Below are 21134 nucleotides of genomic sequence, written 5' to 3'. Positions count from 1 at the left end.
AATACCCTCCTATTTTAGCAATTCAACGCCTATATATACCAAATTGCATTAATTTAATAACGCCAATGTGAATATTCCCTAACCAGTATATTAAATTTGAATTACTTTTTTATGACTCTATTTCACGAATAATTGACTCATAATCCCTTTTTTCAAAGAAAGCCTTCAACCTCTCGTATTTATCCTGCTCTCCTGCAGGGATAATATAATCGCCAAGGTCCCTGAATATGCCTTCCATACAGACCTCGTTCTCTACCCTTGCGCTGTCAAGGAGAGCCTCATAGGCGCTCTCCAGAATGATCTCATCAGCCTCGGGCTTTTGATCCGATTCAAAATAAGGTGCCAGCTTATCCAGAAATTCCAGATAATCGCTCATCATGCTGTCATGATGCTCTTTTATATATTCTATATCCTTTGCTTTGCCTGCATCCTCCAACAGTCTTGCCTTCTCAGACAGTCCCATGATTCCCACAAGCTTGGCTGAGCTCTTAAGGGCATGAACCTTGATCGTATAGTTCTCATAGTCTTCGCTTTCATAGAAGCCCTTAATGGCAGTGCTGTTCTCCTCGATTGATTCATAGAATATCTTAAGTACAGCCAGGAATGAATCCTCAGAACCGCTGTTGGTCAGCGCGGTCTTTACATCAAGACCCTCAATATCTTCATACCACTTATGTTCAGCTGCAGAAGGTTCCTCATATACCTCCTGAGTTACAGCATCGCTGCCGCTCTCCTCTTCCTCTTCTTCACTTGCGTAAGAGGCATCCGAAAGGCTTCTCGGATCCTTCTCATCCGGTATCATCGACTCGAAGTGATAGGGCTTGTCTCCCTTGTCCATATAGAGAAGGCCAAAGGTTCCGATACCGGAATTAACGGCAATGGCTGCGGAAGCTTTCTGGAACAGAATATGCTTGAATTTGAATCTTGCCTTTACTTCCTCAGCTATCCAGTTGAGTTCCTTATGGCTCATACCTACATATGCAATAAGCAGCATATCAAGATCGGGGTCAGCAGTCTTAGGCAGGATTCTTCTGATATACTTGCGTATGCAGTCTTCCTTTTCACCAAGGAACACCCAGCCCATGCTAAAGACACTCTTCTTAATCTGAAGAAGGGGATGCATATTGAGCGTAGACATGATCTTATGTATCCTCTCGGACATATAGCCGCCCCTGACCATTAATCTCGTCTCGGTTACGAAGAAGCTGCAGTGCATCTTGGTCTTAACGGCCTCCAGTTCTTCGATAATGCGCTCCACAGACTGATTCTGCTGCGCCATCTGGTGAGCCAGCATTACAAGAAAGCCCATGGCACTCGAGAGAACTCCCGAGTCAAAAACGGTTACATTGTCAAACTGCCTTGCCGCCTTGGAAGCATTGTGATACTCCTCGCTCATACTGGGCGTTATGGAAATATGAACGATATGATGAGCCTTCTGAAGCCTTCCTGCAAAGAACTCCTCAAAATCCTTGGTCTTGGGAGGCTCAGACCACACCTTGCCCTCCGACGAATACATATAGTAAAGAAGCTCATCGGTATCGGCTTCCACATTGTCATAGAAGGTTCCCGCATCGGTATGAACCAGGAAGGAAATGATATCAAGCTGCATCTCCCGTACAAGGCTCAGCGGCAGGTCGCACAAACTGCTGGTGGTAATAAGAACCGGCACCTTTCTCCTGTAACCCTTAGAGGTATTGAGCACTTCAGTGGACAGATTGATGGCATTCCTTCTTACGATCTTTTCCTCGGGAAGAAGTGACAGGAGGCTTTCCTCCAGCTGCTTACCGGATACAGGCTTAAGAAGATACCCGTCAAAGCCGCTTCTTGCATACAATTCTTTATTCTCGCCGCCCGCATTGGCTGTAAGTATCACGACAGGAGTATTGTTGTTGATCTCCTCTTTTTGCTTACGAAGCCTTATCATGCAGTCGATACCGTCCATGCCGGGCATCAGATGATCCATGAATATCACATCATAGCGTGTGCTTCCGGTCATATACAGAGCCTGCTCTCCGCTGCCAGCAAGGTCAATCTGAACCTTGGTATCCGCAAGAAGCTTTCTCTCCACCTCAAGGTTCATCTCATTGTCATCCACAATAAGAATTCGTGCCTGAGGTGCGGTAAAGCTGCTCTCATACTTCTGAGTGCCTACGCCATTTCCGAAATTGGAGATACTGATATCGCCGATGGGAGCTTCATTGGTAACTCCCTGCCACAGTGAAACCGTGAAGGTAGCGCCCTGGCTGTACACACTGTTGACGCTTATGGTTCCGTCCATCAGATCCACCAGCTGCTTAACGATGGAAAGGCCCAGCCCCGTTCCTTCGATATGTCTGTTCTTTTCCTCATCCACTCTCTTGAAGGCATCAAAAAGATAGGGCAAAGCCTCCTGTTTGATACCCATTCCGGTATCCGTTACAGAGAAGATCAGATGAGTCTTGTCATCTCCGAATAGCTCCTGCTCCACATGGAGAGTGACAGAACCCTCGCTTGTATACTTAACTGCGTTATTCAAAAGATTGATAAGAATCTGCTTTATTCTTACTTCATCACCGTAGAGCTCAGACGGAATCGAAGGGTCGATATCCACCTCAAATTTCAGACCCTTTTGCTCGGCCCTCAGCCATATCATATTTACGATCTCGGATACGAGAGCGGACATGCTGTAATTAACGGGTACAATGTCCATCTTGCCTGCCTCTATCTTACTGAGGTCAAGGATATCGTTAACAAGGGCAAGGAGCATTCTTCCTGAACCCTGAATATTGGCAGCATCCTTTTTGATCTCATCCGAAGCATCATCCTGGCGCAGTATGATCTCGTTAAGGCCTAGGATTGAATTGATAGGAGTTCTGATCTCATGGCTCATACTGGAGAAGAACTGGTTCTGACTGCGGTTAAGTTCCTCTGCTCTCTCCGCCTGCTGCTGAGCCTTTTTGCTCTCCATGCTGAAGATCAGCTTCTGATACCTTAGCATCGCAAAGGTCGACAGACCTACCAGAATAACCGATACCAAAGAGTCTATCGCAAACATCTGAGGAGAGTGCCTCACCACCAGATTGGGAAAATGGAACCAGATGGCATACTCAGCGATGGTAGTGGCTGTAATACAGAGCATCATTACCAGTCTGAAACCTCCTGTCAGGGACATACCTATAAACATATAGCTGAAGATTACCCAGAAGACACCGCCTCCCTGAGGTCCTCCTCCAAAGAAGAAGATTATCGGAAGAACGATAAATACCAGTTCAACAGCCTGTGCAACAGCTCCCTGCAGCAGTCTGCCCGAATACACACTGTATCCTGTTGCTATTGGAACCGCCACGATCATAACAGCCAGAGCAACAACCTCAACAATGTTCTCACCACCCAGAATATCGAAGATAAAGGCTATGATCATGGCTATATCGCCCAAGGTGGCAAGCATGACCATGGTTCTTTCTTCGTAGCTGATGGAGGGGTCATTTAATTTTTCAGAAAGGAGTCTGAACAGTTTTCTCATGGCATACTCCTTTCCTCATACCTGACATTCTTGGGAGGAAGAATTCTCTTCATGACCCTTTCGAATTCCATGATATCAATGGGCTTGGCGATGAAGCCATCGAAGCCCTCATTCAGGAACATCTCTTTGGCGCCGCTGACAGCATTGGCAGTAAGGGCAACGATAAGGATGTTTCTGTCCTTTTCCCGAGCCATCTGTTTGAGCCTCTTCATGGCCTCAACTCCGTCCATCTCGGGCATCATATGATCCATGAAGATAATGTCGTAGGTCTTATCTCTGAATTTATCCAAAGACTCCTGTCCGCTGGCGGCGGTTTCAGTGATCATGCCATAATCCCTGAAGGTTCCGGTAGCGACAACCAGGTTCATTGGTTCGTCGTCAACAATAAGAGCCCTTACGCCGTCAAACATAGGCCTCTTCTGTCTCTCATCAAATATTGCATTAAGTTCACCGGTACTTCCGTTAAGGACCTTGGTGACGGGAAGTCCATACAAAGGCTTGGGCATAAGAACTATATTACTGCCCTTAGGTGTATTGAAGGTTCTGTTCACTGCAACCGCAACCACTGTATCTCTCGCTGCAACTTCGTCAAAATATGCAGCATTTCGGCGGTATTCCTCTTCGCCCATGAAGATATGGGATACCTCTACCCTGCTCATAAGGTTCCTGATTTCCTCCACAGAATATGCGGAATAGAGATTAATCTTAAGACCGGATGCAAGATTCACTGCCATCTGACGATAGAAATCTCTTACAGCAGAAACCTTGTATTTATTGGGAAGCATATGGAATATAACATTCTTAAAGCGATCTCTGTTGGCGCTGAGGCAGTTAGATGCATTATCAACTTCCTGTGGCACGCAGAGTCTGACAGTGGTGCCTGTCTTGGCATCACTGTTGATAGTAACGAAGCCGTTCATGGCATGGGCAAAGCCATAGACAACACTAAGCCCCAGACCTATGCCGCCGCTTGATCTGTTTCTCTCTTTGTCGGCCTGATAGAGTCCCTGGGAAACGAAGGACATATCATGGCCCGTCATGCCCTTACCGGTATCGGTAACTTCAATGGTAAGATTGACACCGTACTCTCTTTTGGTGGAGCTGATCTTTACGTAGATACCGCCCTTGTTGGTGAATTTCACAGCGTTATCTATAAGGTGACGCAGCATCTTGTGGAGCTTTTTGATGTCACCCTTCATGGAAATGGGCACCTTGGGATCAAGGTCGATGACCATCTCCAGCTTTTCTTTGCCCTCACGGATAATGTAATTGGACAGCACATCATTTACAAGGGAGGTGATCATATATTTGTCTTTTTCGATATATACGTTGCCGTTCTTGATCTCGGTATAATCCTGGATATCCTCTATCTGCCTGGATAGGCGAAGGCCCGCATCCCTGATGGCAAGCACGTCCTCAGTGGTCTCGTTTTTAAGGATCAGGCTGGAGATACCATTGACAACGTTAACGGGAGTTCTGAGTTCGTGGGAAATATTAACTAGAAAGTCGTCCATATCCGAGAGGGAATTCTGCATCATCTTTTCATCCCCCTCTATGACCTCAAGAAGCCTCTTCCTGTCTATCATTATCCATCTGCAGACATAGTGCACGGAGAGGACCATGATGGAATGAAGTACCACCTTGGATATATTCAGCAAATTGAGTTCAACGGTGTGATAATAGGCAGCAAGAATGATCTGGACAAAAAGAACCAGTCCATACTGTATAAGAGTAAAGTTAAGAACAGTCACACTTCCCAAAAGGGAAAGCGCCACCGTCAGAAGCACATTTGCTATAGCAATATCAAAAAAGCAGGAATTGTGGATACCATGGAAGATTGCAGTGGCAAAGCTGAGCATGAGGATCACGTTCTCTCTCATGCTCTCCCGGCCGTACTGCGACAGATGCATTACCCACAGAGTGATCATTCCAAACACAAGGAGCGGTGGAACCCAGAACTCCCACATCTGAAGTGCACTCTCAATGGTAACGCCAACAATGCATATTGTTAGGATTATTATGATCTTTGTATGAATACCGGTGCGGTTCTTCATGATCTCACCTAAAAAACGATACAAAACACACAACTGCGCATAATAAATTATACGTTTTTAAGATAAAATAATCACGATTTCTCCACTTTTTTCATGATTTTCATAATATTTTAATGAAATGATTTACAGCGTAATTGTGCCATTTATCTCGGGCAGAATGATTTTCCCCGCATGAGAAGACACCAACTGTTCGGGTCTGAAGCTGTGAAGCGGAACAAGGACCGCAGGCTCTATCACATCAACGGTGTGACGAAGATAATAAGGCTCCGCATGGCCGCCAAGGCCGCATCTTAAATAGTTTATCCCCAGGTTATCAAGGAGGCTGTAGAACTTGGCAAAGGAAGGATCATAGTCGCCAAGGGGTGCCCCGTCCATATGAAGATACAGGGAAATTACACTGTCCAGCTCAAAGAGCTCATAGACATGCTTGTAGTCCTGCTGAAGCACATACTTCTCAGGGTTTTCCAGCAGCATTTTTCTGATGACAACAGGCCTGTTCTTAAGAAGAGGCGCCTTGAGCTCCCCGCCCTCAGGAAGGTATACGGCGAAGTTATCTTCGGGATAAAAGGCTGCCACATAGTCGGCCTGCTCAGGCTCAAGCACCATGGTTCTTCCGCACTCAGCCAGAACTTCAATGAACCTGTGGATCCTCTCAACATTTCTGTTGTAGTTATTAATAACAAGGAGCTTCTCTTCTTCAAGAGCATGATTTTTGAACTCCTCAAGGAGAGTTGACTCGGTATGGTCTCTTACAGGTCCTTCAAGAGACAGCATGTCCACATCAGCGAAACTGATGGTGACGCCTTCGCTGATCATCAGATCCGCGCCCTTGCATTTCTCGGCAAAGGCTGCGCTTATCTCAGGATGATAGCCGTGGTATCTGTAATCTCCGGTATAGCAGATTTTTTTCCCATCTGCTTCGATCAGAAAACCGCAGGCTCCGATGACATCGTGGTCCACCTGCACACAGGTTACCTTGATATCTCCTACGGTGACAGATGCGTCATAATCTATGGGAAGAACCTTTTCATGCTCTCTTATCTCCAGCTCTCCCATTACTCCCATCTCGTGATATAGCCGTGCAGAATCAGCACTCATATACACAGGAACGCCTTGGTCAAGGGCTCCCAGACCACCCATGTGGTCGATATGCATATGAGAAATGATTATGAATATCTCTTTATCCGTTTCGCCATAGGCCTTAACCCCGAGCTTATGTGCAGTCTCAGGCTCATAGATGCCGTCGATGGCATTAAGTACCCCGAGCCTTACATAGTCATAGGCTTCGTTTCCCGGACGGAGCCTGACCTTATCATCTATTCTGTCCGCATAAGCAAATCCGAAATCAAAGAGGCAGATAGTGGTCTCTGTTTCCACTGCCACAACCGTTCCGCCTATTTCCCTAAGTCCACTTATAAAAGTAAGTTTAGCCATAACACACCTCAAAAAGGAGAAAAAAGGCCGCCCGCCACATGGCAGGCAGCCCCAACTTTCATTTAATTCAATTGATCAGAAATGTATTAATACTGAGCGTTGATTGCTTCAACGATAGTGTCAAGCCACTTCTGAGCGTCTGCCTTGTCATAAACAAGCTGCTCAACAGTTGAAGGAACTGTGCTTCTGATATCATTTGATGCATCAAATGTAGGTGAGAAGAAGAAGTCCTTGGACTGCTCGTAGCAAGCCTTAGCGCAAACGTTCTCATCCATGTATGCCTTGTAAGCATCTGTCTCGTAAGCAGATGTTCTGATAGGAAGGTAACCTGTTCCTACAGCCCACTCTACTACAGCGTCTGTGCTTGTGATGTACTTGAGGTACTCCCAAGCTGCAAGCTGCTTGTTAGAATCCTGTGAGAACATAACGATGTTTGTACCAGCCATGTTAGCTGCCTTAGCAACGTTTCCGGGGATAGGAGCTACTCCAAGATCCCAGCCCTCAGCCTTGATGTAAGAAACACCGGCTGAAGATCCGATGTAAGAAGCGATCATCTGGTTGCTGAGAACATTTGAGAAGTATCCGTCCTCACCAACAAGACGAGCATAGCCATTGTTGTAAAGGTTTGAAAGGTACTCGCAGGTCTCAAGACCCTTCTCATCGTTGAAAAGAGCGCCTGTAGCATCTACGTAGTCACTTCCGTTCTGGTGAAGAGAAGCCTCAACAGCACCTGCAAGATCATCGTAACCGATGAAAGCGATGTTCTTGGAATCCATAACTGTCTTAGCAGCAGCCTCTACATCAGCCCAAGTCTGAGGAACTTCGATTCCGAGCTCATCGAACATTGTCTTGTTGTAGAAAAGAACATAAGTTGACTTGTTGTAAGGAACAGCGTGGATGAAGCCGAACTCTGAGCACTCATCACGATAAGCTGAAACGATGTCATCCCAGTTATCGAAATCAGTTGCTACGAAATCATCAAGCTTAACTACCTTGTCGATGTAAGGTGTAAGCCAGTTGTTGTAAGCCTGAGCAAGATCAGGAAGAGCATCAGCAGCAGCTGAAGCCTGAAGCTTGGTCTGAAGGTCGCCGTATGCACCCTGGTTTACAAGTGTAACCTTGATGCCATACTCGTTGTTTGCATTGAACTCATCTGTGATCTGTGTAAGAACAGTCTCAAGATTGCCGTTCATAGCGTGCCAGAAAGTAATCTCTGTTGCTTCGATTGACTTAGCCTCAGCAGCAGGAGCTTCCTCTGTAGCAGCAGCCTCTGTTGTTGCCTCTGTTGTTGCAGGAGCCTCAGTAGCAGGTGTCTCTGCAGGAGCCTCTGTTGTTGCGGGAGCTGTCTCACCACATCCAACCATCATGGATGCAGCCATAGCCATAGCAAGTACGCCGGCACCAAATTTTTTCAGTTTCATAATACTATTCTCCTTCCTTTCCGCATCGCGGATGTAAAAAAAATATCTTCTAAGGCATAATTGCCCTTAGATCAAAATAACCCCAATATCATCCCTTAAGTCCGCTTCTTGTAACACCTTCGATGATGTACTTTCTAAGGAACAGATAGATGATGATGATAGGCATAACCAGCATACAGGATGCGGCCATGATAAGCTCTGTGGAAGAGCCTGCCTCAGTCTGGAAACGAACAAGTCCGTTGGAAAGAACTCTCATCTCCTGTGAGTTTGTAACAAGCAGTGGCCACAGGAATGCGTTCCAGCTACTGATGATGTTCAGGATCGCAATTGAGAAAATGGCCGATTTGTTCATGGGTACCATGATCTTGATCATATATTTGAAATCAGAGCACTTGTCAACCTTGGCTGCAAGGTAAAGTGACTCAGGTACCTGCATGAAGAAACGTGTCAGCAGATAAATGTAAAAGGCACTTGAGATCCAAGGTACGATCATGGCCTTGTAGGAATCGATCCACTTGAGCTTGATGATAGTCTCATAGTTGGTGATGATAAGCATCTCGCCGGGGATCATCAGTGTTGCAAGGAAAAGAGAGAACACTGTCTTCTTGCCGGGGAAATTAAGTCTTGAAAATGCGAAGGCTGACAGCACTGTAGTTACCAGTACGCCGCAGGTGGTGCACAGTGTAACGATCAGTGTGTTCACAAAATATCTTGCAAAAGGTGCTGCTGCCCAGGCCTCCTTGTAGTTAACCCACTGAGGAGTCTCCGGAAACAGCGCAGGCGGAATTGCAACCAGTTCGCTGGGTGTCTTAAGTGAAGATGAGATCATCCATACGAAGGGCAATATAGTAAAAACAGATCCCAGGATCAGTACTGCAAACTTCAGTACTGTCCCGATAATATTTCCAATATTTCTCTTATTATTCATAGCTATACCCTCTTTTATTTCTTATTGCCACCGGTTACACGAAGCTGAACCCTGGTGAAGATAAGAATAATTATGAACAGGACAACACTGCCTGCAGCAGCAACGCCGTACTTGTAGCTGTTGTAGAACTTATCGTAAATGTAGTAAACGATAGTCATTGCCTTGTTGGCGGGGCCGGCTTTTCCCTGGAACAGTGAGAATACCTCGTTGTACACCTTGAAGGCACCGATCATTCCGATAACGCTGGAATAAACGATCATGGGTGCAAGCTGAGGAACCGTGATCTTGGTAAATACTCTAAACTTGGGTGTAGAGTCAATTCTTGCTGCCCTGTAGAGATCCTCGGGAATAGTCTGAAGACCAGCCAGGAAAATAAGAATATTGAAGGCCATGCTCTTCCAGATAGCGAAAATGATAAGAGCAGGCATAGCATACTGCGGAAGATTAAGCCACTGAATAGGCTCAATTCCGATAAGTCCCAGCATGAAGTTGATGAGACCGTAATTACTGTTGAACATCCATCTCCATACGATACCGATGGCGATTACGCTGGTAACGTAAGGAAGGAAATAGATTGTCTGGAAAAGTGCCTTGGTCTTCTTGCAGCTGTTGATAAGAACCGCAATGATAAGTGAAAGCATGATGGATACAGGCACAACGCACACAACGTAGATTGTGGTGTTCTTAAGTGACATAGCAAAATCAGGATCGGCAAACAGCGCCTTGTAGTTATCAAAGCCGATTGACTTGTAGCTGCCGTTGATAATGCTGTAATCCCCCAAAAAGCTCATAACGATGGCTCTTATAAGAGGATATATTGTGAAGCAGATCATAATGATCATGGACGGAAGGAGATATAAATATCCCTTTGCACTCTTTTTATCCATTATAATAACTCCCTTCCCTTGGATCAGAATCTGCCGATGAGCTTCTCCTGGTCATCAAATACCAGGATATGGCCTTCACGAACAGAAGTCTTAACAGAATCACCTTCTGCTACCTGCATGTAAGAATGAACGAGGATACGTACAACCTTCTCACCAAGCTTGGAGAAAAGAAGGAGGTCACGTCCTGTCATACGAAGGTTGTCCACCTTGAAGGAATTGCCGTTATCATCGATGTAGAAGGACTCAGGTCTGATTCCTGCATGATAATGTCCGTCAGCGAGCTTGGCGCCTGTTCTGAGAACCATACCGCCTGAGGAGATAACGCCGTCATTAACGTCAACTTCGATATTGTTGATCTCGGGTGTTCCGAGGAAGTTTGCTACGAATTCGTTGGCAGGATTGAGGTACATGGTCTGAGGAACCTCATACTGCTGAAGCACACCTTCCTTCATAACTGCAATACGATCGGAGATACTCATAGCCTCTTCCTGGTCGTGGGTTACGAAGATGGTTGTGATCTTAACTTCCTGCTGGATACGTCTGATCTCTTCTCTTGTTGCTACACGAAGCTTAGCATCAAGGTTGGATAAGGGTTCGTCCAGAAGAAGTACCTGGGGTTTCTTGACAAGTGCTCTTGCGATGGCAACTCTCTGCTGCTGACCGCCTGAAAGCTCACTGGGCTTTCTCTTCATGTACTGGTCGATCTTAACGACCTTGGCGATCTCAAGAGCCATCTCCCTTGCAGGAGCCTTCTTGATTCCGCGGTTGATAAGCGGAAATGTGATATTATCCTCTACAGTCATATGAGGATAAAGAGCATAATTCTGAAATACAAGACCGATTTCACGATCCTCGGGAGCAATGGAAGTTACATCCTTGTCGCCGAAATAGATCTTACCCTGTGTAGGGGTAGTAAGACCCGAAAGCATAAAAAGTGTGGTTGACTTACCACAGCCGGAGGGTCCCAGAAGGCCCACCAATTCACCGTCTTTTACAGTAAGATTCATGTGATCTACCGCATTAAGACTACCATAAGTTTTTGTTAGATTTTCAATTCTGATATCCATGCTTTACCTACCCAATCTAATAAAAAAATGTTTCTCCGAAACGCAGACAGCTTTTTATTATACTATAACAAATCGAAATATCAAATGTTTTTTTTTATAAAAATTTAACAATTAAAATAGGACCGGTCTATATGCCGACCGGCCCTTAAAAATTCAATAGTTTCCTTATATATCAAGCAGTTTCGCTCTTCATACCCGTGTAAAGCTGATAATACTTCTGACCCTTGGCAATAAGCTCGTCGTGGGTTCCCTGCTCGATTATCCTTCCCTGTTCCAAAACGATAATACAATCGCTATTTCGTACAGTTGAAAGTCTGTGTGCAATGACGAAGGTGGTTCTGCCCTTCATAAGCTTGTCCATACCGTCCTGAACGATCTTCTCTGTTCTGGTATCGATGGAGGAAGTAGCCTCATCCAGGATAAGAACCGGAGGATCTGCAATGGCCGCCCTTGCAATTGCAAGGAGCTGGCGCTGACCCTGTGACAGATTGGCTCCGTCACCGGTGAGCATGGTGTTGTAGCCGTCAGGGAGCCTCTTGATGAAGCTGTGGGCATTGGCAAGCTTGGCTGCTGCCTTGACCTCTTCGTCTGTGGCATTCAGCTTACCGTAGCGGATATTCTCCATAACCGTGCCGGTAAAAAGATGTGTATCCTGAAGAACGATACCAAGGGACCTTCTAAGGTCTGCCTTCTTGATCTTGTTGACGTTGATATTATCGTACCTGATCTTACCGTCCTGAATGTCGTAGAATCTGTTGATCAGGTTGGTGATCGTGGTCTTACCCGCACCGGTGGAGCCTACAAAAGCAATCTTCTGACCGGGAAGCGCATGGAGCACGATGTCATGAAGAACCATCTTCTCATCCGTATAGCCGAAGTCAACGCCGTTGAAGGTAACATCACCTTCCATGGGCTGGTAGGTGGTTGTATCGCTGGCTTTGTGATAATGCTTCCAGGCCCAGTGTCCTGTGTGGTGGTCTGCCTCAACGATCTCACCGTTCTTCTCCTCAGAATCAACCAGCATTACATAGCCTTCATCGGTCTCAGGCTGCTCATCCAGGAGCTTGAAGATACGCTCTGCTCCGGCAAGAGCCATGATGATCGAGTTGAACTGCATGCTGACCTGGTTGATGGGCATTGAGAAGTTCTTGTTGAAGGTAAGGAAGCTGGCCAGTGCACCGACCGAGAGTCCGAAGGTCACATTTCCCGACAGTGCGATGGCACCGCCCACAATAGCACAGATTACATAGCTGGTATTGCCAAGCTGTGCATTGATGGGACCAAGGGCTCCGGAATAGGCATTGGCCTTGAACGCACTCTTGTACAGCTCCTCGTTGAGCTCATCGAACTTAACGACGGCTTCGCTCTCATGATTGAAGACCTTGACTACCTTCTGTCCTGTCATCATCTCCTCGATATAGCCGTTGAGAGCACCGATATTCTTCTGCTGAGCAACGAAGTTCTTACCGGAAGCCTTGGTGGCCTTGGCTGAACAGAACAACATAACTGCAACCATTACAAGGGTTACGATGGTAAGAGGTATGCTCAGAACCAGCATTGATGCCAGAACGCTGACAATCGTGATTGCTGAGTTCAGCATCTGAGGTATACTCTGACTTATCATCTGACGGAGAGTATCGATATCGTTGGTGTAGATCGACATGATATCTCCGTGGGCATGAGTGTCAAAATACTTGATTGGAAGGCTCTCCATGTGCTCGAAGAGATCCTCACGAAGTCTCTTAAGTGTGCCCTGGTTAATGAAGATCATTGTATAGGACTGAATAAATGCAGCAAGTACGCCTGTTCCGTAGAATATGGCAACTCTCGCCATGGCCTTGAGAAGCTCGCTGTAATCATTGCTTCCCGAATCAAGCATAGGCTTGATATAGCCGTCTATAAGTGTCTTGGTAAAAAGGGTTCCCTGTACGCTTGAAAATACTGTTACAAAGATACAAAGAACAATAATTATCATATGAACGGGATAGAATTTAAACACATATCCCATGATTCTCGCAAAAAGCTTGCCGGGGTTCTCTACCTTGGGACGGGGCATTCCCTGCCTTGGTCTTCCGGGGCCCGGTTTAACCTGTTTTTCTTCTGCCATTTCTTTTCTCCTTTACTCTCAGCCTGCCTGGTCGAAATCTGCATCTCCGGAAGCTCCGGTCTGTGACTCGTATACTTCTCTGTAGATCTCATTGGTCTTAAGAAGCTCCTCATGGGTTCCGAAGCCGTTTACACAGCCGTCGTCCATTACAATGATGCGGTCGCAGTTCTGAACTGAACTGATACGCTGAGCGATAATAAGCTTGGTGGTTCTGGGAATCTCCTCGGCAAAGGCCTTCCTGATCTTGGCATCCGTTGCTGTATCAACAGCGCTGGTGGAATCGTCCAGGATAAGGATCTTGGGCTTTTTGAGAAGGGCTCTTGCGATACATAGACGCTGCCTCTGTCCGCCGGATACATTGGTTCCGCCCTGCTCTATCTCGGTGTTGTAGCCATCCGGCATTCTCTCAATGAATTCGTCGGCGCAGGCCATTCTGCAGGCTCTCTTGCACTCCTCCTCGGTGGCGTTCTTGTCACCCCAACGGAGGTTGTCAAGAATAGTTCCGGAGAAAAGAACGTTTTTCTGAAGTACAACGGATACCTGATCTCGCAGGGTCTCCATGTCATAGTCCCTTACGTCCACACCGCCGACCTTGATGCTGCCCCCCGTAACATCGTAGAGTCTGCTGATAAGGTTAACCAGCGAAGACTTGGCAGAACCGGTTCCTCCGATGATTCCGATGGTCTCTCCCGATTTGATATCAAGGTTAATATCCTTAAGAACAGGCTCCTCGGAGGTTGTATTGTAGGCAAAATCCACATGCTCAAAGGAAATGCTGCCGTCCTTAACTTCCTTGACAGCGCCATCCTTGTTGGTGATGGTGGCCTTCTCCTCGATAACCTCTGCGATACGCTTGCCGCTGGCCTGAGCCATTGTCAGCATTACGAAGATCATACCAAGCATCATGAGATTCATGAGGATGGTCATGCAGTAGGTAAGAAGACTCATAAGTCCGCCGGTGGTAAGCTCATTTGAAACTATCATATGAGCACCGAACCAGCTCACCAGAAGGATACAGATATATACAGTTCCTGACATTACGGGACTTATCATAACAAGGTTCTTCTCCGCCTTAACGAACATGTGATAGATGTTAAGGGCAGCCTTCTTGAACTTGTCATTCTCATATTCTTCACGGACATAGGCCTTGACCACGCGGATTGCGGATACGTTCTCCTGTACGCTCTCATTGAGCTTGTCGTACTTCTCAAATACCTGCTTGAAATACTTGGTGGCCGTGTTCATGATGATCACCATAAGAACCGACAGGAACAGAACTGCCACCAGATAGATGCTGGCAAGTCTGGGACTGATGGTAAAGGCTGCAACCATGGCGATAATAAGGGATGCAGGCGCTCTCATGGCCATTCTGAGGGTCATCATGTAGGCGTTCTGAATATTGGTTACGTCTGTTGTAAGTCTTGTTACAAGACCTGAAGTTGAAAATTTGTCGATATTGGCAAAGGAGAAGGTCTGAATGTTGTCAAACATAGCCTTCCTGAGGTTCTTGGCAAAACCTGTGGATGCCTGTGAACCGTAATAGGCTCCGCCAAGTCCGGCAAAAAGTCCGAGCAAAGCGATGACGATCATCATTGCTCCAACCCTGAAGATGACGCCCATGCTTCCTCCGTTTGGATTGTTAAATCCGATACCGTCATCCACGATCTTGGCCATAAGAATAGGGATTATCATCTCGCAGATAACCTCCAGGACCATGAAAAGGGGCGTAAGGAAGGAGGCAAGCTTGTATTCCTTTACCTGTTTTAAAAGTGTTTTTAGCATAGATTCTCTCCTGAATTGTTATTCACTCTTGTTAAGATCATCGCAGTTCATAGTTTCTTCCCGAAGTTCCTTCATGTTGTCTATGACCTTGTCAAGGAGCCTTCTAAGCTCCGTAACTTCTTCCGTGGTCATGCCCTCGGTCAGGTATGAATCGGTGTATCTTTTTCTCTCCTTGTTGTGCTTCACAAATTTCTCGCCCTTAGGAGTCAGAGCGATATTCCTGTATTTTCTGTTGTCAGGATCAACCACTACCTTCAGCATCTCCTTTTCCTCGAGTCTCTTAAGAAGACCGATGGTGGTGGGATGCTTGATGTGCAGAGCCTTGGATATGTCCTTCTGGGTGACCTTCTGATTCCTCTTCTCCCACACGTAGGATATAAGCATCAGCTGGGAAAAGGTCATATCGTCCTCCTTCAGCTGTCTATTGATAATGGCAGCGAAGGATTCATGGATAAGCTTGAACTTGAAGCTCGTGGGCTCATGCTCTCTGTCTCTGAAGAATTGCCTTGGATCTTCTTCGCAGTTCATGTCTCACCTCTCATTCGTGACAATTATATATATGTAGCATGATACATATTCCATGATAGGTAGCTAACTACATATTGTCAAGTTAAAATTTTCTTAAGCGAATCCTTAGCTGATTTGACAAACACTGCGGCAGCGGTTAGACTTCTGAAATTATAGAAAGGACCTGAATATGATCATATTTTTCGATATAGACGGAACACTATGGGATTACAAGAACTACATACCTGAGAGCGCCAAAGAAGGCATCAGAAGGGCCAGGGCAAAGGGCCACAAATGCTTCATAAATACAGGAAGAGCCAGAGCCTTTGTCACTAATAAAGAGCTCCTTGATATAGGGTGGGACGGCATTGTATCCTCCTGCGGATGCATGATCGAATATGAAGGTAAGACCATCTTCAACCGCCTGATATCCAGGGATGACGCAATCCGGACCATGGAAGCCATGAACAAATACGGCTTCAAGCCAATCCTTGAAGGCCCTGAACATCTCTATATGGAGAAATCCGACTACACCGGAGATATGTACGGCGAAAAGGTAATGCGGGAAATGGGTGAGAGACTTCGCGGAATCAGAAACTCATGGGGAAAATGGGAAATAAACAAGCTCTCCGTCACCTGCAACCCTGAAACCAGTGCGCAGTGCAGCGAAGAGCTATCCGATCTGTATGACTATATGGTTCACACTCCCACTATCTGGGAGATGGTTCCCAAGGGCTATAACAAGGGAACCGGTATCCGCAAGGTCTGCGAACTTCTTAATGTAGATGCAGCGGACACCATTGCCTTCGGCGACAGCATCAACGACAAGGAGATGCTGGAGGAAGCCGGTATCGCAGTTGCCATGGGCCGCTCCAGTGATGAGATCGCTCAGATCGCGGATTTTGTAACTGCCAATCTGGAAGACGACGGCATCCTTATAGGCCTTGAGAAATTTGGCCTTATTTAGAACTCATATATTACCTTTTCAACCTTATAGGTGTGGTAATAAGAATTATCAACATTTAGAAGAACCAGATCGTTTTTACACCAGGCAAAAACCAGCGTTCTTCCTACGACAAAGCTACTTATTGTTTCTTTCTTACGGCTTTCCAAGTTATATTTTACGAGAAAACCGTTTTTGTAATAATACACCGCTCCGTCCCTGTAACCTATTATTCTCTCTTTGTAGGTCTTGCATTTGTATATTATCTTAGAGGAGTGGTCTGCAGGGTTTATGGCAACAATTGCCTCTTTTCTGGCTGCCCTGTCCGCCTGATTGTGATCTGCGAAGTACCCTTCTCTTTTGGACCAGGGATCCTCATGATACATGACCTTGGCATAGATAATACCGTTTTCGTAGGTGCAGTCCTCTGAATAAATGGAGGCCTCATCGTCAACCTTGGATGTAACAACTTCTACCGGAAAAGATTCCCCATTAACAGTACATGTATAATATGGATCCAGATGACTGGAAGAAAGGGTGACCATTCCGTATTCCGGTGTCTCAATCTCTGCTGTAAGGCTGTTCCATACATCATATCCGTAGGTATGATCATGTACCGGCTCGGTAGCTTCCAGTTCTTCGCTACCTATGTGATAGGTATAGATAACGAAGTCATTATCATCATCTCTTACTTTGTATTCAACAGTGTCACCCTTAAGCACCGGATCATACACAAGATAATAATCCTCAGGATCTATAACAGCGATCGTCCTGGTGCTGTCAGTATCAACATCATATAGGCATATCAGCTCTTTTTCATCCGCATATCCCACGTAAGCTACATATCTCTCACTTGCAGTATCGGGACAACCGTTAAAAGAGGATACGTTAAGAGTCGGCCTGTCAAACAATCCAAATACCATTCCCAGGACCACAACTACCCATATTGCAAATCCAAGGCCTATTGTCAGCAGAATCAGTAGAATGGCTATGATGATCTTTTTGGCCTTACTCATTTCTTTCTTTTCCTTAACCATAAAAACGCTTCTCCTTACCGTTTGTCCATAGAATCGATTTCATTCTATCCGATAAGAAGAAGCGTTTAAATTATCTATTCTGCCGATTACAGGTCTTTATTTAGTCCAGATTGCATAAAGAGTTACTGTAGCTTTGTCCTTGGTGGTGAGATTCTTAATGCCGGAAGTGTACTGACCCACAGGCCTTCCGCTTGCGTTAATCACCAGGTTCTTACCTGCCTTGTCGGTGGCAAAGCCTGCAAAGGTATAGCCCTTTCTTGAGAGCCTCTTGCTGCAGAAATCGGAGAAATCTGCTTTCTTTGTAACATCTTCGCCGTAGGCAACCCCGGATGCAAAGAGCATGGTGGTCTGTTTCTTGTTGTTTTTGTCAAGGTATACACCGCCGTTGGTGCTAAGCTTCACATTGTAGGTGATTGGTGTGAACTTAGCGACGAAGTATATGTCACCGGCACTTCCTTTTTTGATGGTTGTGACATTTCCCTTGGTGGAAAGCTTCATCTGGCTGTTAATGTACTTCGCATCCCAGCCGGTGAATTTATAGCCGGTCTTGGTGGGATTGGGGATCTTGACATCTGTGCTGCCATCATAGGCATTTACAGGAGTCTTAAGGGTTCCGCCGTCAAGCGCATAGCCGATGCGGTAAAAGATTGCTTTGCCCCACTGAGCGTACAGATGAACCTGCGCTATTTCCTTGCCGTTTGGATCACTTCCGGTTGACAGCCCGGAGTAATTACTTGCCATGGAGTACTTCTTGCCTTTGCCGTCAGCTCTGGAATTGACTGATACTACGAAGCTGGTAAATTTCCCGCCGTTTTCGGGGTGATAGCCCTCAAAGGAGCCTGCCATGGAGTACATCTCAAATTCTTCTGTATATCTGACCCTGCGGGTGTTGGTGATATCCTTGCTGTCTGAAGAATTGTTCTTGTGCACGATGAGGTCATATACGTTCTCGTTCCAGGTGGCTGTCAGGGTTACGTTGCCGTAATTGCCGCTGCCTGCCTTGATGATGCCGCCGGAGAGTGCCATTTTACCTGCTGACTGCTCTACCTTCCAGCCTGCGAAGGTGTAGCCGGTCTTGGTGGGAACTGCGAGAACGCAGTCCTTGTCTGCTGTGTAGGTCGCAGGAGCCTTCTTCTGAGTGCCGCCCTCAAGTCTGTAGGTGATCTTGTACTTAACAGGTGTCCAATGAGCATAGATCTTGGCGCTGTCAGGATTCTCAGGCTTAAATACAGTGCTTCCGGGCTTAATCTTGCTGCCGCCCTCGGGAAGTGTATACCAGCCGGCGAAATTGTAACCGTTTCTGGAGGCTGTGGTGGTGAACTTGGGATAAGCCTTGCCATAGGTACCCCGGAAGGTTGATGCTCCGCTTAATTTACCGCCGTTTGCATTAACACTAACCGTATAAGTCTTAGCTGTCCACTTAGCGTAGAAGGTGAGCTTGCCGCCCTTACTTGTGTCCACAGACGGGGCTGCCTTGGTGAACTTGGAATCAAGGAACCAACCGTCAAAAGTATGGCCGGTTCTTGTAGGAGCAGAGAGTGAGATGCTCTCGCCCTTTAGATAATTAACAGGGTTCTTATCGCTGTTTGTTCCGCCATTTAAGACATAGGAAATGGGGAAACTCTCGGTGATAATATAATTATTGTCATTTGCGTTCTTTTTTATCCAATCATAGGCATAGCATCCCTTGGGTACAATGACCATGATATCCTTGGACCCTGTGGTGGTGAAGGCCTGATAGCCGATTTCCTTTACCGACGCAGGTATTGTAACCTTGGAAAGAAGTGGACAGTCGCCAAATGCCCAGGCGTCTATCTTGGTAACTCCCGAAGGAATCACGAGATCCTCGATATATGTTCCCCTGAAAGTCTGATATCCTATCTCCTTGAGCTTGTCAGGAAGGCGAAGCTCGTAGAGCCTGCAGTTGGCAAAAGCCTCACTGCCGATACTCTTACACTCGCTTCCGGCCTCAAACTTAAGTGCATCAATACTTCCCTTGCCATCGGAATAAAAGGCGCCTTTACCAATAGTCTTGATCCTCTTAGGGATAGTTACTGTACATCCTGAGAAATCCGCACTGTAAAAAAGATAGTCAGGAATAGCTGTGACATTATCTCCGAAGACTACCTGACTTATGCCGCAGCCATCAAAAGCAAATATCTCACAATCAGTCAGGGTATTTGAATTAAGTGTCACCTTGGCCAGGAACTTGTTATCAGAAAAGGCCCAGGAACCGATATTGTTGACCTTGGATGGAATTACGATCTCAGATATTCTGGTGGAATGAAAAGCCTGATCGTCGATTTCCTTAAGGCTCTCAGGAAGGGTGATCTTGAAAAGACGTGCCTGGCTGAATGCTGAATCCCCGATGGTAGAGAGCTGTGAGCCATCCTCAAATACAACCTCCATGGTTCCGGAAGATTTGGAAGATGCACTGAAGGCACTTCTTCCGATGGTCTTAACGGTTTTGGGAATAGTGATCTTGATATCGCCGAACTTGGCATCATGAAGAAGATATTCGGGAATTACTGTCATATCCTTGGGCAGAGTCACACTGTTAATCGGGCACTCCTGGAACGCATACATTCCTGAGACTGTCATCTTCTTGGTCTCTACCACAACTTTAGTAAGCCTTGTATTATTGGCAAAAGCCCAATTGCCGACTTCGGTAACCGATGCAGGCAGTGTAACACTTGTAAGATGAGCATATTCAAAGGCATTGCTGCCAATCTCTCTTAAGGATGAGGGAAAGTTAATGCTCTCAACCGCGGTCGCATAAAAGGCTTCCTCGCCGATGGAAGTGATGTTACTCTCCAGAGAAACCTCCTTCAGATTAGAGCATTCCCAGAAAGCATATTTGCCGATAGTTGTAATGCTGTCCTTTACCACAACCTTCTTGATACTCTTCAGATAATCTTCCCAGGGACGGGTAGTTGGAAGCATGTCCTCCATAACGCCGCTTCCGGTGAGGGTCAGGGTTCCTGAAGCATCAAGGCTCCATTTGATGTTACTTCCTAATTCGCCGCTTGTTGCCATGAGCTTTGCATCAGCAACATCATCAGCTTCTTCAGATACGAGATCATCCTCTGAAACAAGCTCTTCATAGGAATCTGTATCGTCTTCTACGACTTCTGCTTCAATTTCTGTTTCGATTTCTGTTTCATTCTTTGTTGCATCAGAATCCTCATAATCTGACGCCTCTTCTGAACTCTCATCCGATGCAAAATCCTCTGAGATCATAACCTCAGATGAATCCTCAACAGAGAGTTCTTCCCCATACTGCGTTGCACCCTCATAAGCCTCTGCTGCTTGCGGAACCTGTGCAATCACAATGGACGCAGCAAGGAACAGGCCAAGGGTTCTACGGATAAAACCTTTTTTCATACTATAATTTTGTCCTCCATGTCAGTATTTCTCTCTCCCAGTGTAGGCTATAAGCCCACACTTAGGTATTCTACGACATGG

The 21134-nt window shown here is 46.2% G+C and carries 13 protein-coding genes; 1 reads left to right on the top strand and 12 read right to left on the bottom strand.

Annotation, left to right across the window (positions count from 1 at the left end; translation table 11 throughout):
* Positions 1 to 109: 109 nt before the first annotated feature.
* From G588_RS19350 to G588_RS0105680, 10 genes are all read right to left on the bottom strand, one after another.
* Entirely contained in the window at positions 110 to 3502 is a 3393-nt protein-coding gene (locus G588_RS19350) for a DegV family protein (RefSeq protein WP_022777800.1), read from the bottom strand.
* Positions 3499 to 5580, bottom strand: coding sequence for a hybrid sensor histidine kinase/response regulator (locus G588_RS0105720; protein WP_155830749.1), 2082 nt, complete (start codon positions 5578 to 5580; stop codon positions 3499 to 3501). Before G588_RS0105720 ends, G588_RS19350 begins: the two co-directional genes overlap by 4 nt.
* 99 nt (positions 5581 to 5679) lie before the next feature.
* On the bottom strand, positions 5680 to 6990 hold the full coding sequence (locus G588_RS0105715; RefSeq protein ID WP_022777798.1) for an MBL fold metallo-hydrolase: 1311 nt from the start codon (positions 6988 to 6990) through the stop codon (positions 5680 to 5682).
* Positions 6991 to 7076: 86 nt separating this feature from the next.
* Positions 7077 to 8411: an ABC transporter substrate-binding protein gene (locus G588_RS19345; RefSeq protein ID WP_022777797.1), complete on the bottom strand. Its 1335-nt coding sequence runs from the start codon at positions 8409 to 8411 to the stop codon at positions 7077 to 7079.
* Between the two features lie 88 nt (positions 8412 to 8499).
* Positions 8500 to 9339: a carbohydrate ABC transporter permease gene (locus G588_RS0105705; protein WP_022777796.1), complete on the bottom strand. Its 840-nt coding sequence runs from the start codon at positions 9337 to 9339 to the stop codon at positions 8500 to 8502.
* A gap of 14 nt (positions 9340 to 9353) precedes the next feature.
* Positions 9354 to 10226, bottom strand: coding sequence for a carbohydrate ABC transporter permease (locus tag G588_RS0105700; RefSeq protein ID WP_022777795.1), 873 nt, complete (start codon positions 10224 to 10226; stop codon positions 9354 to 9356).
* 23 nt (positions 10227 to 10249) lie between these two features.
* Positions 10250 to 11233, bottom strand: coding sequence for an ABC transporter ATP-binding protein (locus G588_RS0105695; protein WP_330361406.1), 984 nt, complete (start codon positions 11231 to 11233; stop codon positions 10250 to 10252).
* 232 nt (positions 11234 to 11465) lie between these two features.
* Entirely contained in the window at positions 11466 to 13400 is a 1935-nt protein-coding gene (locus G588_RS0105690) for an ABC transporter ATP-binding protein (RefSeq protein WP_022777793.1), read from the bottom strand.
* A gap of 18 nt (positions 13401 to 13418) precedes the next feature.
* Positions 13419 to 15182, bottom strand: coding sequence for an ABC transporter ATP-binding protein (locus G588_RS0105685; protein WP_022777792.1), 1764 nt, complete (start codon positions 15180 to 15182; stop codon positions 13419 to 13421).
* Between the two features lie 18 nt (positions 15183 to 15200).
* Positions 15201 to 15710 (bottom strand): MarR family winged helix-turn-helix transcriptional regulator, encoded by a 510-nt coding sequence (locus G588_RS0105680; RefSeq protein ID WP_022777791.1) that lies wholly within the window; start codon positions 15708 to 15710, stop codon positions 15201 to 15203.
* A 169-nt stretch (positions 15711 to 15879) separates the two neighbouring features.
* On the opposite strand from G588_RS0105680, the gene G588_RS0105675 reads away from it, so the two are divergent.
* Positions 15880 to 16656 carry a Cof-type HAD-IIB family hydrolase gene (locus tag G588_RS0105675; RefSeq protein WP_022777790.1) on the top strand — a complete coding sequence of 259 codons (777 nt, stop codon included), beginning with the start codon at positions 15880 to 15882 and terminating at the stop codon, positions 16654 to 16656.
* Here G588_RS0105675 and G588_RS0105670 read toward each other — a convergent pair.
* Together G588_RS0105670 and G588_RS0105665 are read right to left on the bottom strand one after the other, a co-directional pair.
* Positions 16653 to 17669, bottom strand: a complete 1017-nt coding sequence (locus G588_RS0105670) for a hypothetical protein (protein WP_022777789.1) — start codon at positions 17667 to 17669, stop codon at positions 16653 to 16655. The genes G588_RS0105675 and G588_RS0105670 overlap by 4 nt on opposite strands.
* 96 nt (positions 17670 to 17765) lie before the next feature.
* Positions 17766 to 21053, bottom strand: a complete 3288-nt coding sequence (locus tag G588_RS0105665) for a leucine-rich repeat protein (protein WP_022777788.1) — start codon at positions 21051 to 21053, stop codon at positions 17766 to 17768.
* Positions 21054 to 21134: the final 81 nt, after the last annotated feature.

The sequence above is a fragment of the Butyrivibrio sp. AE3009 genome, from assembly GCF_000420845.1.
In the GTDB taxonomy this organism is placed as follows: Bacteria; Bacillota; Clostridia; order Lachnospirales; family Lachnospiraceae; genus Butyrivibrio.
The sequence above is the reverse complement of the archived record's forward strand: the minus strand, read 5'-3'. Positions and strand labels throughout refer to the sequence as shown.

Bases quoted from the DNA above. Each gene is read 5' to 3' on its own strand.
- G588_RS19350 (WP_022777800.1), bottom strand. From the start codon at position 3,502: ATGAGAAAACTGTTCAGACTCCTTTCTGAAAAATTAAATGACCCCTCC.
- G588_RS0105715 (WP_022777798.1), bottom strand. From the start codon at position 6,990: ATGGCTAAACTTACTTTTATAAGTGGACTTAGGGAAATAGGCGGAACG.
- G588_RS19345 (WP_022777797.1), bottom strand. From the start codon at position 8,411: ATGAAACTGAAAAAATTTGGTGCCGGCGTACTTGCTATGGCTATGGCT.
- G588_RS0105705 (WP_022777796.1), bottom strand. From the start codon at position 9,339: ATGAATAATAAGAGAAATATTGGAAATATTATCGGGACAGTACTGAAG.
- G588_RS0105700 (WP_022777795.1), bottom strand. From the start codon at position 10,226: ATGGATAAAAAGAGTGCAAAGGGATATTTATATCTCCTTCCGTCCATG.
- G588_RS0105695 (WP_330361406.1), bottom strand. From the start codon at position 11,233: ATGAATCTTACTGTAAAAGACGGTGAATTGGTGGGCCTTCTGGGACCC.
- G588_RS0105690 (WP_022777793.1), bottom strand. From the start codon at position 13,400: ATGGCAGAAGAAAAACAGGTTAAACCGGGCCCCGGAAGACCAAGGCAG.
- G588_RS0105685 (WP_022777792.1), bottom strand. From the start codon at position 15,182: ATGCTAAAAACACTTTTAAAACAGGTAAAGGAATACAAGCTTGCCTCC.
- G588_RS0105680 (WP_022777791.1), bottom strand. From the start codon at position 15,710: ATGAACTGCGAAGAAGATCCAAGGCAATTCTTCAGAGACAGAGAGCAT.
- G588_RS0105675 (WP_022777790.1), top strand. From the start codon at position 15,880: ATGATCATATTTTTCGATATAGACGGAACACTATGGGATTACAAGAAC.
- G588_RS0105670 (WP_022777789.1), bottom strand. From the start codon at position 17,669: ATGGTTAAGGAAAAGAAAGAAATGAGTAAGGCCAAAAAGATCATCATA.
- G588_RS0105665 (WP_022777788.1), bottom strand. From the start codon at position 21,053: ATGAAAAAAGGTTTTATCCGTAGAACCCTTGGCCTGTTCCTTGCTGCG.